The sequence below is a fragment of the Schlesneria sphaerica genome (genome assembly GCF_044336245.1).
Classification (GTDB): Bacteria; Planctomycetota; Planctomycetia; order Planctomycetales; family Planctomycetaceae; genus Schlesneria; species Schlesneria sphaerica.
This window is the reverse complement of record NZ_CP172346.1, coordinates 7,024,003-7,038,920: the sequence shown is the minus strand read 5'-3', so window position 1 is coordinate 7,038,920 and position 14,918 is coordinate 7,024,003. Positions and strand designations below refer to the sequence as shown.

Below are 14,918 nucleotides of genomic sequence, written 5' to 3'. Positions count from 1 at the left end.
CTAGCCGTTCGAATTCAGGGGAGTGTCAGGAACGCGGCCGGTGGCAACTGCGGGGCGGTGACGAAATTGGAAGGAAGGGTACCGGTCAGGCTATCCAAGAAGCTCACAATATCTTGCACTTCTTCTGACTTCAGCGTGGTTCCTGACTGCACCCTGGCCATAATCTGTACCGCCTCTGGCAGCGACCTGACGGATCCATCATGGAAATACGGAGGCGTCATCGCCACGTTCCGCAAAGGGGGGACCTTGAAAACGTAGAGGTCCTCTTCCTTGTTCGTCAGAGTAAAACGCCCCTTGTCGATGGCAGGGCTTTTTGTCTCGCTCCAGTAATCACTCGTGATCCCGAATTTTTCATATGAAGTTCCTCCCAGAAGTGCCCCTGAATGGCAGTCAGCGCAGCCAGACTTCTGGAACAATCGGAGACCTCGTAACTGGGGTGCATTCAGGGCGTTTTCGTCCCCTTTCAGGAAATCATCGAAACGAGCGGGGGTGACCAGCGTTCGTTCGTAGGCACCGATCGCGCGTCCCCAATTCGCTCTCGTAACGGGACTCTTGTCATCAGGGAACGCGTTGCGAAAGAGATCAATGTATCCCGGAATCGCGTCGAGTCGCGAAATGACAACCTCGTCGGAAGGGTTGTGAAAACCAGGCCCCAGCAGAGCGGCTCCGGCCTGCTCTTCAACGGACGGAAACCGCCCGTCCCAATGAATTCGAAATTGGAGGGCGCTGTTCAGCACCGTCGGTGCGTTTCGGACAAACGGTTTATTTTCGGCTCCTCGTGACACTGGCAGACCGTCCGTTCCGTACAACGCCGGCTGGTGACAAATCATGCAACTGCGAACGCCATCGGACGAAATCCGTGGGTCGAAGAACAACTTCTGTCCCAAGGCCACCTGCTCGGCCGCCACTCCTTCTAGGCGATTCGAATCGGATTTCGGCAACGGAGCGAAGACCTTCGAAGCTTCGTTCATGGTTTCCCTGGCCGAAACGGTTTCTTGAGCGGGCAGGATTCTCGCGATCCAGTCGGAGAGACCCCAGACAAGCACCGCGATTCCACACACGACTCGGATTGGACGCAGATGACGGAACATCAAACATCTCCTGAACGGGATTTATGAGAGAGCAGCTTCGCCGGGACCAACGGCGTCACCAGGACGACGTCGTTGCGAGCGATCTCGGTCCATGAAATTTCGGCCGGATCAACTTGAGAATCGCCGCAGCGGAAACGCAAACCGGATGCCGATGCCTGAACGCCGACGAACAATTCAGAAAGCCGCTCTTTACGAGAAACAACGTTTTCGTTTTCTGCTCAACGGGCTCATCCGCCAGGAAGTTTCAAGAGCGACCGACTAGAAATTGAGCCGGCGGGCAAGAAAATAGGCGTCCACCCGGGTCGTCGGTGATTTTGGAATGGCGCGTCAGGTAGCAGCAGCCAATAGTCGAAGGTCATTAGGCTAACGGATTGCACCACAGCCCCTTGGAACGGCATCCTCACTGATATCTCGCGGGATCTTTCAGACCGGCGTCCGCGAAACCTTTCAAACGCAGTTGGCACGAGTCGCAGTGCCCGCACGAGCGGCCCTGCGGATCCGGGTCATAACAACTGTGGGTGAGACTGTAGTCTACCCCCAGTTCAAGCCCCTTCCGAATGATATCGGCCTTGGTCAGAGTGAGAAGCGGCGCATGGACCGTCCATTTTCCGGTCCCTTCCACTCCCGATTTCGTCGCCAGGTTGGCAAGTGTTTCAAACGCAGCGATGAACTCAGGACGGCAATCGGGATAACCACTATAGTCGACCGCGTTGACTCCCACGAACAGATCGGAGGCCCCCAGAACCTCTGCCCAGCCGAGCGCCACAGAGAGGAAGATCGTGTTTCTGGCGGGAACGTAGGTAATCGGAATTCCATCCGACATCTCGTTGTCCGAGCGGTCTTTGGGGACCGCAATCTCGTCGGTAAGAGCGGATCCCCCGAACGCGCGCAGGTCCAGCGGAACTGTGATATGCCGTTTGACTCCGGCAGCAGAGCAGACCCGGTTGGCGGCTTCGAGCTCGAACCGGTGTCGCTGACCGTAATCGAAGCTCATCGCGTAAAGTTCAAATCCAGAGCTGGCAGCAATTGCCAGAATGGTCGCCGAATCCAGCCCACCACTCACCAGAACAACAGCTTTTCGCGGAACATCAACCATTTTATTTGTTACTCATTGTCAGCAGCGACCTCACTAAGCGGTGATTAAAGGAGTACAGAGTTGCTGCGCCAAGCGTACAAGAGCACCTCACCGAGCGAGCACCCGACGGGGAAGTGAATTCCTCGAGGACTTTCACCAGGAAGCAGTGAGTCCACTGCGAAGCCCGCCACCGCAACACGCCCAGACACCGCAGTCACCCCATCAGCACCATCCAACCCGCATTAACGAGCGCAAACGCCCGGGTTCAACCGAGTGGCGGTGTTGTTGACTCTCTCCTTTACGTCAGCAGTGAATTCGCCTGCCCAAGTGCTCCCAAGGGGGTGGGAACAGGATGCAGGATCAGGAACCCATCTTGACCTGAAGTTTGCGATTCGCATATACGACCGCCCGTTCCTGGTAAGATCATTCTGGAATAAAAAACGCTCCGTATGCGACAGGTTGAACGCTACGTTATGGTGGAATTGCTCCGCGTATTTGGCGGATTGATCACCATTTCGACGTTGCTGCTGGTCTTTGTGGGCGTTTTCGGCGAAGCGCGGAAGTTTGACTTGGGAATCTGGCAGGTCCTTCAGATCATGCCGTATGTCATTCCCAGCTTGATGCCTTACACCATTCCTGCGACGCTTTTGTTGTCGGTCTGCGTGGTCTACGGTCGCATGGCAGGTGACAACGAGATCATCGCGGTCCGCGCGGCGGGCATCCACATTATGCACCTGATGTGGCCATCGTTCTTTATTGCAGGTGTCCTCAGCATCGTCGCACTATTCCTTACGGATCAGATCATTCCGTGGGCCTTCGGAAACATTGAACGAATCGTCGCAATGGCGATCGAAGACATCATTTTCGACAAGCTCAGAACAGAGAATCAGATCAACGACAAGGACCATGGAATCTCGATCAACGTGACCGGTGTCCGTGGTCGTACGCTGATCCACCCCACGATCCGTTACACCCCGCCGGGTGGCGAATCACTCATCATGCAAGCCAAAGAGGCTCAAATCGAATTCGATGTGAAGAACAAGAAATTCTATTTGAGCCTGTGGGGGATGCAGGGGAATCTCGGCAGCAAAAACACCACGTTGTTCGTCTACCATGATCGAATTCCGCAGCAGCTCCCCAGTCGCGGGGAATCCGCCGGAAACCGCGTGCTGAGGACGCAGGATCTGGTGACGAAGATCGACGAAATGCACCGCCTGCGGAACGACACCCGCCGGATTCAGGCGATTGAGGTCGCCTTCGCTTATTCTCGTGGTGATTTTGACAGTCTGAACAGCATCAACTTTCAGCGTCATCAACGAAGATTAGATTCTGCAATGAACACGATTCATGGAATGCGAACCGAATACTATAACCGGTTCGCAATGTCCGTCAGCTGTCTGTTCTTCGTACTGCTGGGAAGCCCCTTCGCAATTCTGATGGCGAAAAAGCAGTTTCTTACCTGCTTCCTGTTCTGCTTCCTGCCCATTTTGACCGTCTATTATCCGATCTCGATGATGACGCAGAACATGGCGAAAAGCGGTCAGATCGACCCCATCTGGTCTGCCTGGATGGCCAACCTGACCTTGCTGCTGGCAGGGCTCTATTTCATTCGTCGGGTGATGATGAACTGACGTCGGACCAGTCTTTATCGGGTGGGGGCACAGACGCACCAAGTCTGTTTCACGGATCAGGTGGTCAATCTGCGCCTGCGAGCGTCTGATACGGATCCTAATTTGAAAGAGCGCGATCGAGCCAAGGTGCGGCGCAGACAGTTTTCATCAGTTCAGGATCAAGAACGCTTGCTCTCCAAGCCTCTTGGGACGCCTCTTCTAACGCCTGGTAGTCGGGATAGGCCCGATTGCTCCAGTGGTGTGACTTCAAATAGTGCCACAGGTTCTCAATCGGGTTCAGTTCAGGGCTGTAGGCCGGTAGCCGGATCAACGTGATATTTTGTGGAACCCGCAGGGTTCCACTGCGATGAAAACCGGCGCCGTCCCAGATCATCACAGCATGTTCTTCCTTCGGGATGCGTGCAGAAAACTGCTTCAGAAACACGTTGATGACAGCGGTGTTCAATCGCGGACTGAGCAATCCTTCCGCGTGCCCCGTCTGGGGACAGACGGTTCCCAGTACCCATAAATATTGGTACTCGGTCTGACGGACGACCTGAGGACGCGATCCAGTGGGAGCCCACACATTTGTCGTGGTCCCCTGTTGACCGAACCGCGCTTCATCCTGGAAATAAATACGCAACTGTTTGTCTGGCTGCGCCGCTTGAATCTGCTGTATCTGCTGCTTGAGACCCGCCTGAAACTCCTGCATCACCTGCGGGTTGGCTTTGTGGTGTTTTGGACGAGGACGTAAGTAGGAATACCCGAGCCGGTGCAGCAGCCAGTAGATGCTGGAGAGTGACCGCACGCAGCCAAATTCCTGCTGAAGGATTCGCTGCAGATCCTTTCCTCGGAGGGAACAGACCTGATCTTCGGGTTTCGGCCCCGCATCAAGTCGCTGTCGTAACTGTTGCTGTGCTTCCTCGCTGAGCGGGACACCCGGAGTCCGTCCGCGTCGATCATCCAGCCCCGGCAAGCCGAGTTCGTTGTACTGATAGACCCATCTCTGACAGACGCGCCGTGTGAAACCCACCGCCATGGCAATGGCGGGAGCAGTCCACCCCTGCATGGCAAGAGCCACAATCCGCAGTCGCTTGGCCCGGGCGGCATCCTTCTCCTGGCGTTCGAGGGACTGTAATTGCTCCAACGAATGATGTCTGCTGCTGACCTCCATTGAGACCTCCCTGTAAATGAGTGTCTCGATAGTATGATAGGCAGTCTGGGAGGGCGCAAGGGAATGCGCGCTATCTCACGTTGGGATCCGTATGAGCAGCGCAATTTTGCGGGCAAACAAACTTCCGTCCGGTCTTTCCCGCGGTGTGAGGACCCTGGGACTTCAGTTTACGCCACCACTGGTCAAGGCTGATACGGCGAAAATGGCATGTTGAAGGTCTCTGCGACCGGACGATAGGTGACTTTGCCTGCATGGAGATTGATCGCGTTAGCGAATCCCGGATCAGCGGCCGCCGCCCCAGCAAGCCCTAGTTTGGCAAGACGTTCAACGTAGGGAAGCGTCACATTGCACAACGCGTGGGTGCTGGTCCTTCCGACGGCCCCCGGCATGTTCGTGACACAGTAATGGACGATGCCATCGACCACATACGTTGGCTCGGAATGCGTGGTGGGGCGGGAGGTCTCGACACAGCCTCCCTGGTCGACGGCGACGTCAATGATGACCGCACCGGGCTTCATCAATTTCAGGTCTTCACGAGTGACCAGTCGTGGAGCACGGGCACCTTCCACCAGCACGGCACCAATCACCAGGTCAGCCAGTTGCAGTTGCTCACGAATGTTATGATGGTCACTGAAGACGGTATTCACATTTGAGGGCATGATGTCTTCGAGATAGCGAAGTCGATCGACGTTCACGTCCAGGATGACGACATCTGCCTGAAACCCGGCGGCAATGCGGGCCGCATTCTTACCCACGACCCCACCGCCGAGAATCGCGATATGCGCAGGAGCCACTCCCGGAACCCCCGCCAGCAAAATGCCGCGGCCTAACTGCGGGCGCTCGAGATACTTCGCCCCCTCCTGGATACTCATTCGACCAGCGACTTCGCTCATCGGAGTCAGGCAGGGGAGATCCCCCCTGGGACCGCGTAGCGTCTCGTAGGCAATGGCCGTTACTCCACGAGCCAGCACATTCCTCGTCAATTCCTCACTGGCCGCAAAGTGGAAATAGGTGAAGACAAGTTGCCCAGAGCGCAACAGAGGCCATTCCTGAGGCTGCGGCTCTTTGACCTTCACGACCAGTTCTGAAGATCCCCACACCTCGGCGGCTGTCGCCACGATGCGTGCGCCGTTGGCGGCGTACATTTCGTCAGTCAACCCACTTCCGGATCCCGCTCCGGTTTCGATCAGAACCTCGTGCCCGGCTTTCGTCAGCTCCTCAACTCCCACCGGGAGCATTGCGACACGATATTCATCCAGCTTGACTTCTCGCGGAACGCCAATTCGCATCGCCATGACTCCACTTAAGCGGGATTAACTCGAAGCGTCGCCCTGATCAACCACAGTCCACCGATCATCATGACAACGCCGACAATCCCCATGGTTGAGGCCGCAGTTTTTTGGGGAAGATTGAACATCTGAGCGAATCGCTGTACGGGCCCATTTGCCATCACCGATCGACTAATCGCCGCCTGATCATCCTCAAAGGTGGTTACCTGCCTTTTGAGGGCCGTCTTGCCAGACGCCTTCGCAACGACTGCGGCTGTTTTTCCTCCGGTCTTCACGGTTGCCGGAACTGCACTCTTTGATATCGAATCACGACTCGATTGCATACCCACCTTCGTAGCTTTGACGGGCACAGATCGACTTTGTGATGTCGGTTCCGTTTGATCAATTCCGGGAGGCAGAGGAGCAACACTTGCCGCCGACTCTACCCGTTCTGGCTGCGTCAGGGACGCCGACGGAGATGCACTGGCGCTTTCGTTCCCCTTCGTCACCTTTTTGCGAAGCCGAAGCGGAGGCTGGTCTGCGGGGAATTTCGCGCTGTCAGTGTCGGGAGCGTTCGGCAAGTCGATGATCGAGGGCGACGGTCCCGACGGGATCATGTCCGCATCGTCGTCAGAATTCTTGTAAGCCTCACCCTTCGGATCTTTCGAAGTTGCCGTTTCAATCAATGGCTTTGCTTCCACTTCTGACGAAACAGGAATCACATCTGCGGCACGATCGTAGGACTTGCGCAGCTTGAGCGAAGTACGAGGAGTCGATACTGGAGAACGGGCCAGTTCCACGACCGCAGGAGCAGTTGCGCGTTCCATCGCGGCTGACTCACCGGTCTCGTGTGACGTCGTTACGGGTTCTCCGGGATTGAACTTCGATTTGGCCTCCAGACGTCGTCGCAGCTCGTAGACCTGTTCGACCGGGAATCCGTTTGCCGGCAGCTCTTTTGCAGATGGGTACTGCTGGGCCGACTCCGAACTTGAGTGCGAGGCATCCGACACTTGCGCCGTTTTTTCCAGATAGCGTGATCTCAGTTTCAGCCCGGCAGAATGCTTTGGATTGTCAACGTCCTGGGGTTCCTCAACGGACAACTGCTCAGGAGCAAACGCTACTGACTCATCTGAAGTTGGCATGTCCAGACCCGCAGGATCCTCATCTGCCGCCGAACTCTCCTGCGAACTTGTCACGGCAGGAGTTTGACTCGAAGGCGCCTGGTACCGCGAGCGGAGTTTCAGTCCACCCGTACTTGCCTCCGTTGGGAGTGAACTCAACGAAGCGGCTAAAGCATCCTCCTCAATATCAACTTGATCCGTGTCGAAGTTTACGCCCGCATCTTGGGAGGGAGCGACGATCGGCCGCTCCTTGCTTGACGTGACTTCCGCAAGATCCTCGACAGATTCAGAGAGGGTGTCCGTGCTGATGTCGCGTTGTCGTTCTCGCAGTTTTAGAGGAGGTCCACTGACTTCTGGCATTCCGGTCAAGTTGCCTGTGTCCAGCGAACCGTCCGTGCGATCGCCCGAGAAGCTTGACGCAATCGGGCCTGCGGCTTGGGCAGCCTCTCCAACGGATGCCACGTCCAAAGCAGGATCGTCAACGCTCGGCGGAGCCTCAGTTGGGGGTCCTTCCGGTGAGAACGTGCTGGAAGCGACATCGAACACGGGATCCCATGCCGCGTTCTCACCGTGTCCTGTTGAGGTATTTGCCGTAGCAGGATTAGCCAGCTCGGAAGATTCGGACCGCCCTGTGAAGGAATCCGTTGTGTCAGCCCCCTTCAAGGCACGTACGGGTTGCTCGAGATTCGCAACAGAGGAGGGAATCCCGGACTTCCTGGCAACGGATTGAGTTTTCTCCGCAGTGGAAAGAGCGGTCTGCGAGCCAGCCTTGCGTTTCGTTTCTGCGACTTCGCCTGGGGCGCTGCCGCCCCCCACTTTGGCATGTTGACCGTTCTTTCCGCCTGGCGGGGTGGCGGGCAGCGATTTAGCGAGCATCTCAGGAGTCGTCCCCTGTCGCTTCAGCCTTTCGCTGCGGAGCGAGCGAAGTTCGCTGACGTAATTCGCCGTTGCCGTGGGGGAAACATCAGGAGCACACTGAACCAGCTTCGCGGAAGATTCCGAAATGCTCGCGGCCCGGTCTGCCATGTAGATCGCGCGGTCGATTTCACCACGATCGGCATGCGCCTTCGCTTCGGCCAGCAACTTGCGAATCGCATTGTTGAAGTCACGAGCCTGTCTCGTCTCCGCCGTTTCGACGGTCTTCTTACGACTCGAGAGTGGCCAGTCGGCTCGCAGGTCCATCGATTCGGCCGCAACCAGGGAAATCGATGTCAGACCTGCGATCGCTCCGCATCGAAGACGGCGAGCCCACAACACATACTTTGAATGATGTTCAACCATTCGCGCATCCTTTGGTGAACGCGAACACACGGAAGACCTGGAATGTGTCTCACACCCCAGCACATCTTTCGGATCGGTTACACCAAACGAAACGCTTCACCCGGTTGAGGTGACTTTGGGGACTTTGGCAATAAGTCCGGCGCCGAATCATACATGAATCCCCCAGCTTAACTCTGGCTCATTCGGTAAATCTCCAATAGCGTCGGGCCAACGGCAGAAGTTTCCTGTACGGCACACCTCTGGTGAGTCGCAGAACTCATCCGTGACTGCAGCCTCGTCCCATGCCATACAGCCTGCGTGCGTCGCAGAGCTCTTGCCATTCCGCAAAAACCGCTCGGGCTGGACACGCGCCTGGGGGGCGCGCCCCGGTAGTACTCATGAGAGAGATCACGCCCGTGTGCAGTAGTTGCCGAAGGACTTGCCGAATTCCCTTCGACAAGTCTCCTCCGATTGTAGCGGACCTGCTGCTTCAGTCTTCCAGTCGAACGTCCACACTGGCACTGTGGGCGGTGAGACCTTCCACTTCCGCCAGTCGCCGGATGTCGTCAGCCGCATCTTCCAGCGCGTCACGGTTGAATGAAATCACACTCGAGCGCTTCAGGAAGTCATTGGCACAAAGTCCATTCGCGAATCGGGCAGTTCCCCCTGTCGGCAGGACGTGCGAGGGGCCGGCAAAGTAGTCCCCCACCGCAACGGGTGTTGAATGTCCGACGAAGATTGCCCCCGCATTCTGGATCCGTCCCAGAATTCTTTCGGCCTCGTTTGTCGAAATATGCAGATGTTCGGGAGCTAGCCAATCCGCCAAAGCAACGGCCTGGTCTTCGTCACGCGCCACCACAAGTGCCCCGTAGTCGTTGAGGCTGGCTCGCGCCAAATCACCGCGAGGAAGCTTCTCCAACTGCCGGACCAGTTCAGCCTGGACTTCGGCGATGAGTGGAGCGTGCCAGGTAATCAGGACTCCGGAACCTGGACTATGCTCTGCCTGCGAAATCAGATCTGCAGCCACATATCGTGCGTCAGCAGATTCGTCTGCCAGCAGGACGACTTCGCTCGGACCAGCAATGCTGTCGATATCGACTTCACCAAACACGTGTTGTTTCGCGAGTGCGACGAACAGGTTGCCGGGGCCGACGATCTTATCGACGCGTGGCAATCCTTCTACGCCGTAGGCCATTGCCGCCACCGCCTGGGCTCCCCCAATCCGGTAAATTTCCGTCACGCCGACTTCAGCACAGGTAGCCAGTAGGAACGGGTTATATCCACCAAATTCGGTCGGGGGGACAACGACGGCAATCTCTTTCACACCCGCAGTTCTGGCAGGAACGGCCGTCATCAGCACAGTCGATGGATAGGCCGCGGCTCCACCGGGAACACAGATACCGACTCGTCGAAGTGGCAGGTACCGCTGACGCAACTCGACCCGGCTGGTGCCGTCCTGACGAACCAGATTCACATCCTCGTGCAGAATTCGCGTCTGAAATTCGGTGATGTTCTCTTTAATCCGCCGGATTGCCGCCAGGAAACGCTTATCACAGGCCGAGTGGGCAGCCGCGATTTCGTCATCGCTGACCCGGATTGACTCCGCGGACAGTTCTTTATTGTCCAGCTTTGCTGTGTAGTGCAGGACTGCTTCAAGTCCGCGTTCCCGCACGTCTTTACAGATTCGCTGCACGACCTGACGAGGAGCGAGCGGTTCGCCGAACAGTGCAATCGTGCGATTGCGCCCCGCGTCGGAGACAATGTCCCCTTGCGGACTCAGCTTCTGCCGCAGCTCGGCGAGGGCTTCGAATGGATCCTGAACAGAACAGTCAATGGTCGGAATTGTGAGAGTCAAAATAGGTTGCGCTTCAACGAGACTTAATTTTGTTTGACCTGAATCGCCGCTTTTACCGCTGCTTCAATGTCTTCGTGTTTGAACTCTTTGTCATCGCCGCTCTCGAAAACCTTGAACAGCTTGCCATCTTTGCCGTAGATCTTGAAATGGGGCAATGCGCCGTCCGCGATTTCGAAGACGTCAGATCCCTCACCGGAAATATCCAGCGAACTGACCAGGTTCTCGAAGTGAGCATCGTTGAGAGCCAAAAACTGCTTGACCTTTTCAGGAACCTTCCCTTTGACGGGGTCATCGAAGCAGAGCGACACCACGACAAGCCCCTGGTCAGCAAATTTCTGACTCATTTCCACCGTCTTGGGAAATGCCTTCCGGCAGGGGACGCACCAGGTCGCCCAGCAGTCGACAACGATCACCTTACCCTTGTTGGCAGCGATGACCTTGTCGTATCCCTCTTTGTCGACAACACGAACATTGATCGACTTGGACGATTGTGCCTGAGCGATCACGGAAACGGCCGCGATGAATGCCATTCCCAGCAGGGGTGTAATCCATCGGCGGCAGCAAGACTGGACGTCGTCCATGATGGTCCTCGTTGGAGTCGAAACAGGGGCAGTTGCCGGCCTAACATCTGGCCAGCCCGTCACATCAAAAAGCTTACCGACTCGCCTCACGATGTCTAGCGCTGGCTGGAAATGCGCCGACATCATGAGGATCGGTCGATAGTCGGCTTCCGGAAAGACGGCCAGTTCAGATCAGTTTCCAGCCTGGTCGATATTCGCGGCGAATGTACTGATCTGCTTCCGGCGCGTTGGGGCATTTCAGCTTCTGAGCGTCCCATTCCAGCTTCTTGCCGACTCGGTAGGCGACGTTTCCAAGATGGTTCGCTTCGGTCAGCCACCCGGAATACTCGAAGTTGCACGTCGTCTTCAGGTCCGTTTTGCAAGCCCGTACCCACTCTGCCTGCTGCCCGGGAGACTCGGGAATGAATGGATCCGGACGTTTGAAGTCATTGAACTGGGTTTCGGGAAGCAGGATGTGCTGGCCGTAGTCTGACAGCAGCATTCCCTTATCTCCGATAAACAGATGACCATTCTCCCACTGGGGAATTCCCTTTTCCGTCCAGATTTTTGGCTTATGCGTCCCCTGATACCACGTGAGACGAACGGGAGGCATGTCGCCCCGCGCGCCATATTCGTAGCTCGCATGCATCGAGGCGGGTGCCAGGTCCGGGTGCGGCGGAGGGCCGCTCGCTTCAATCGTCAGTGGCGCCTGCAGTTTGAGCGCCCAGAAGGGGAGGTCATTAAAGTGACTTCCGAGGTCTGACATCGTCCCGCTGCCCCATTCCCACCACCGATACCACTTAGGCCCGGGGAAGTAGACGTTGTTGAACTTACGTGCGGGTGCGGGACCGAGCCAGAGGTCCCAGTCCAAGCCTTGAGGAATCGGATCTTCCTCTTTTGGACGCTCTGTCACCGACACGATGTCACCAAACCGTTGGGCATCTTCAGCGGACTGCAGTCCCCAGGATCGCGAGGTCCAGACGTGGGCTTCACGCACGGGTCCAATCGCTCCACTTTGAATCAATTCCACGACGCGGCGGTAGTTACTTCCAGAGTGGATCTGAATTCCCATTTGCGTCGCAACATTTGCCTTCGCAGCCGCTTCGCGAATCACGCGTGCCTCCCAGATGCTGTGAGTCAGCGGCTTCTCGCAATAAACGTGTTTGCCGAGTTGCAAAGCAGCGAGTGTGGCGAATGCGTGAGTGTGTTCGCAGGTGCTGACAATCACAGCGTCGAATTCGTGCGGATTATCGAAGACCTTCCGGAAGTCGACGACCTTCCGAGCCCGGGGATGTGCGGCAGCAGCACGGTTGAGATTATTTTCATTGACATCGCACAAGGTGACGATGTTCTCTGTCCCGGCGACGGCCTCAAGATTTCCCGCGCCACGGCCACCGGAACCGATCACGGCGATATTCAACTTATCGATGACACCTCGAGCGCGAAGAATGGCGGGCGCAGCAAATGTACTGGCAGCAACTGCCGTCGTCGTTGCGAGAAATCCACGGCGTGTGATTGACGGTTGATTGTCCTGCCCATTGGAGAAGTTGGCGCTCTTCAATCGGGAGGGTCTCACACTTCGAGAGGCGTCCGGCACGTTTTTCATGAGCACTGTCCCTGTTGTCGGTTTTCGTTTACTGGATTCATTCTCGATCGCTGCCGTCAATTCGCGATGCGCCTGTCCTGCGTCGTTCGCCACCTGCATAGTTTGCCAGATGAATTGGCATCTGTTTTCGTTTATGGTAACTATCGCGTTCCCCTTACGCAGTGTCCACTGACTCGTCATTTCTGCGGTTTGTCCGACAGTAGAAAGCACAGTTAGTCGTCGATTGTGCTTCTATGAGAGTAACTTGAATGGACGAACTCGAAATCTCGTTCGCAGCCCTCACCATATCGGATCTGACACTGCGCCAGGAATATATTGACCGAGTTTGCCACGAAGACACTGCTCTGCGAAGACGAATCTGCACTCGCATCGATGCCCTTCAACAGGAAAAGCATGCTCCGCCTTCGGACGATCTGGTGACGATTGATCTGGCGAAGCGGACAGAGCAGGGGGGCACGGGTGGTGATTCCAATGCCGCTGCAGAAAAGACCTTGGCGGTGCAACAGCAACATGCGCCAGTAACCGAAGTCATCCGAACGGTATCGGACGAAGCAGCCCTGTCTGCCATTCTGCAGAAATCCGACGAGAAGAATTCAATCGGTCGACTCTTGAACTATGAAATCCGGCGAGTCATCGGTCGAGGAGCCTTTGGAATTGTGCTGGAGGGGTTCGACACCAGGCTGCGCCGAGTTGTCGCGATTAAGTTATTGGCTCCGATGTCCACCGCCCGACGCGAAACGGGTCAGCATTTTCTTTCGGAAGCGCAAGCAGTCGCTGCCATCCGCCATAGCAATGTCGTGGACATCTACTCGATCCACGATGAACCGATTCCATTTCTCGTGATGGAATACATTCCCGGAAAAACACTCCAGCGTCTGGTCGAAGTGACGGGTCCACTGCCACTCAGTTCCGTCCTCGAGATTGGTCATCAGATCGCCAGGGGATTGGCTTCCGCTCATCAGAAGGGCTTGGTCCATCGGGATATCAAGCCGTCTAATATTCTGCTGGAAGAAGCCAATGGTCATTGTGTCAAGATCACGGATTTCGGATTGGCGAGTGACATTCAGAAGATCAACTTCACTCAAGGTGGACTGATCGCCGGAACGCCGATGTATATGGCGCCGGAACAGGCCGAAGGAAAGGATGTCGATCAACGATCGGACTTATTCAGCCTGGGCAGCGTGCTGTACTTTATGATCACGGGGAGGGCACCGTTCGAAGGAAAGTCGACAACCGCGATTTTAAATCAGGTCATCCAGGACTTTCCCCCATCAATTCAGTCGACCGTGCCGTCAGTCCCCACGTCATTGTGTGAGATCGTGGCAACATTGCACTCAAAAAAGCCTGAGAGTCGCTATCGCTCTGCAGAAGAGGTGGCCGATCTCTTGTCAAAATCACTAGCAGACATGAAGTTTCAGCAGTTTCCTGAGTTCGACGATCTTGTCACTCCACCTGCCGAAGCACGCGCAGGTGCAGAAATTTCGAGCAAAAACATGCGTGCGCAGCCGGTCGCCGAGCCTCTCTCCAGACTGAAGAAGCATCATTGGTTTGCCACGACAATCGTCTCACTGGTCGTCCTGGCGGGGTACTTGACGTTTCCCAAAGGGGAGACAAAGCGATCTTCGTCCAATGACTCAGAATCGGTCAGTGCAGCGACCTCGGATGCCGAATCGGCCACTGGCGACTCAACGGCAAAGTTCTCTTTCAAGCAGCTCAAGGGTCTGCTGAACGAAACGGCCATCGGAGCAGGAAATCCGGACGATGTCAAAGTTACGGACGAGTACTTTGAATTCGATGCCACTGCTGCATCCCCCACAGTTTGGGTCAATTTTTTCGCGATCGACAGTCCTGAATGGACATTCACCACGAGTTTTCGCAACCTCACACGGGACCGATATGGCTGTATCAAGGTGGTCTTTATGCCGAATGAGGAACAGGAAACCAGCGGCATCATCTGCAACTGGACAAATAAGTCGACGGGATATATCGAGGTTCTGGAAGCACCCGAAGATGAAGTTGAGCCAATCCCGTTGCCCTTGATCGATACGGGGGAATGGACGGAAATCAAACTGGTCGTCAATCCAGAAGAAATCCAGTTTCACGTGGCTGGCAACTTGGTTACGCGCGCACGCCGAAGGAACCAAAAATCGGGCCATCTGGCACTTTGCGTTTGCAACTGGAGATGTCAGTTCAAAAATCCACAGGTCGTGATGACATACGCTCCTCGCCCCGCACCTGAAGGCATAGGCGAGGAAGCGCACGACGGCTCGGGACAGTAAGTCGTTTACGAGACCTTCA

General features: G+C 56.0%; 10 protein-coding genes. 2 read left to right on the top strand and 8 right to left on the bottom strand.

All coding sequences use genetic code 11. The features are described from left to right. Window positions 1–14: 14 nt before the first annotated feature. The gene (locus ACGY09_RS25180; protein WP_397569924.1) at window positions 15–1,091 is read right to left on the bottom strand and encodes a cytochrome-c peroxidase; all 1,077 of its coding nucleotides are present in this window, start codon (window positions 1,089–1,091) and stop codon (window positions 15–17) included. Between the two features lie 400 nt (window positions 1,092–1,491). Continuing rightward, window positions 1,492–2,187, bottom strand: coding sequence for a 7-cyano-7-deazaguanine synthase QueC (gene queC / locus ACGY09_RS25175; RefSeq protein ID WP_373652215.1), 696 nt, complete (start codon window positions 2,185–2,187; stop codon window positions 1,492–1,494). 428 nt (window positions 2,188–2,615) lie between these two features. On the opposite strand from queC, the gene ACGY09_RS25170 reads away from it, so the two are divergent. Continuing rightward, on the top strand, window positions 2,616–3,797 hold the full coding sequence (locus ACGY09_RS25170) for an LptF/LptG family permease (RefSeq protein WP_373652216.1): 1,182 nt from the start codon (window positions 2,616–2,618) through the stop codon (window positions 3,795–3,797). A gap of 97 nt (window positions 3,798–3,894) precedes the next feature. Here the strand turns inward: ACGY09_RS25170 and ACGY09_RS25165 are convergent, their stop codons facing one another. From ACGY09_RS25165 to ACGY09_RS25140, 6 genes are all read right to left on the bottom strand, one after another. Further along, window positions 3,895–4,950, bottom strand: a complete 1,056-nt coding sequence (locus ACGY09_RS25165; RefSeq protein ID WP_397569923.1) for an IS630 family transposase — start codon at window positions 4,948–4,950, stop codon at window positions 3,895–3,897. 182 nt (window positions 4,951–5,132) lie between these two features. Further along, complete coding sequence (ald, locus tag ACGY09_RS25160; RefSeq protein WP_397569922.1) at window positions 5,133–6,239, bottom strand: alanine dehydrogenase; 1,107 nt, start codon at window positions 6,237–6,239, stop codon at window positions 5,133–5,135. Between the two features lie 14 nt (window positions 6,240–6,253). Further along, a complete protein-coding gene (locus ACGY09_RS25155; RefSeq protein WP_397569921.1) occupies window positions 6,254–8,620 on the bottom strand; it encodes a hypothetical protein in 2,367 nt (788 codons plus the stop codon). 469 nt (window positions 8,621–9,089) lie between these two features. Further along, window positions 9,090–10,454 (bottom strand): histidinol dehydrogenase, encoded by a 1,365-nt coding sequence (hisD, locus tag ACGY09_RS25150; protein ID WP_373652219.1) that lies wholly within the window; start codon window positions 10,452–10,454, stop codon window positions 9,090–9,092. Window positions 10,455–10,477: 23 nt separating this feature from the next. Continuing rightward, window positions 10,478–11,035, bottom strand: a complete 558-nt coding sequence (locus ACGY09_RS25145) for a TlpA family protein disulfide reductase (RefSeq protein ID WP_373652220.1) — start codon at window positions 11,033–11,035, stop codon at window positions 10,478–10,480. Window positions 11,036–11,201: 166 nt separating this feature from the next. After that, complete coding sequence (locus ACGY09_RS25140; RefSeq protein WP_397569920.1) at window positions 11,202–12,620, bottom strand: Gfo/Idh/MocA family protein; 1,419 nt, start codon at window positions 12,618–12,620, stop codon at window positions 11,202–11,204. Between the two features lie 248 nt (window positions 12,621–12,868). Here ACGY09_RS25140 and ACGY09_RS25135 point away from each other — a divergent pair, with 248 nt between their 5' ends. Then, window positions 12,869–14,899: a serine/threonine-protein kinase gene (locus ACGY09_RS25135; protein ID WP_397569919.1), complete on the top strand. Its 2,031-nt coding sequence runs from the start codon at window positions 12,869–12,871 to the stop codon at window positions 14,897–14,899. Window positions 14,900–14,918 lie beyond the last annotated feature (19 nt).

Excerpts from the sequence above, each read along its gene's own strand:
- ACGY09_RS25180 (WP_397569924.1), bottom strand. The coding sequence starts at position 1,091 with ATGTTCCGTCATCTGCGTCCAATCCGAGTCGTGTGTGGAATCGCGGTG.
- ACGY09_RS25135 (WP_397569919.1), top strand. The coding sequence starts at position 12,869 with ATGGACGAACTCGAAATCTCGTTCGCAGCCCTCACCATATCGGATCTG.
- ACGY09_RS25155 (WP_397569921.1), bottom strand. The coding sequence starts at position 8,620 with ATGGTTGAACATCATTCAAAGTATGTGTTGTGGGCTCGCCGTCTTCGA.
- queC (WP_373652215.1), bottom strand. The coding sequence starts at position 2,187 with ATGGTTGATGTTCCGCGAAAAGCTGTTGTTCTGGTGAGTGGTGGGCTG.
- ACGY09_RS25140 (WP_397569920.1), bottom strand. The coding sequence starts at position 12,620 with ATGAAAAACGTGCCGGACGCCTCTCGAAGTGTGAGACCCTCCCGATTG.
- ACGY09_RS25170 (WP_373652216.1), top strand. The coding sequence starts at position 2,616 with ATGCGACAGGTTGAACGCTACGTTATGGTGGAATTGCTCCGCGTATTT.
- ACGY09_RS25145 (WP_373652220.1), bottom strand. The coding sequence starts at position 11,035 with ATGGACGACGTCCAGTCTTGCTGCCGCCGATGGATTACACCCCTGCTG.
- ald (WP_397569922.1), bottom strand. The coding sequence starts at position 6,239 with ATGCGAATTGGCGTTCCGCGAGAAGTCAAGCTGGATGAATATCGTGTC.
- ACGY09_RS25165 (WP_397569923.1), bottom strand. The coding sequence starts at position 4,950 with ATGGAGGTCAGCAGCAGACATCATTCGTTGGAGCAATTACAGTCCCTC.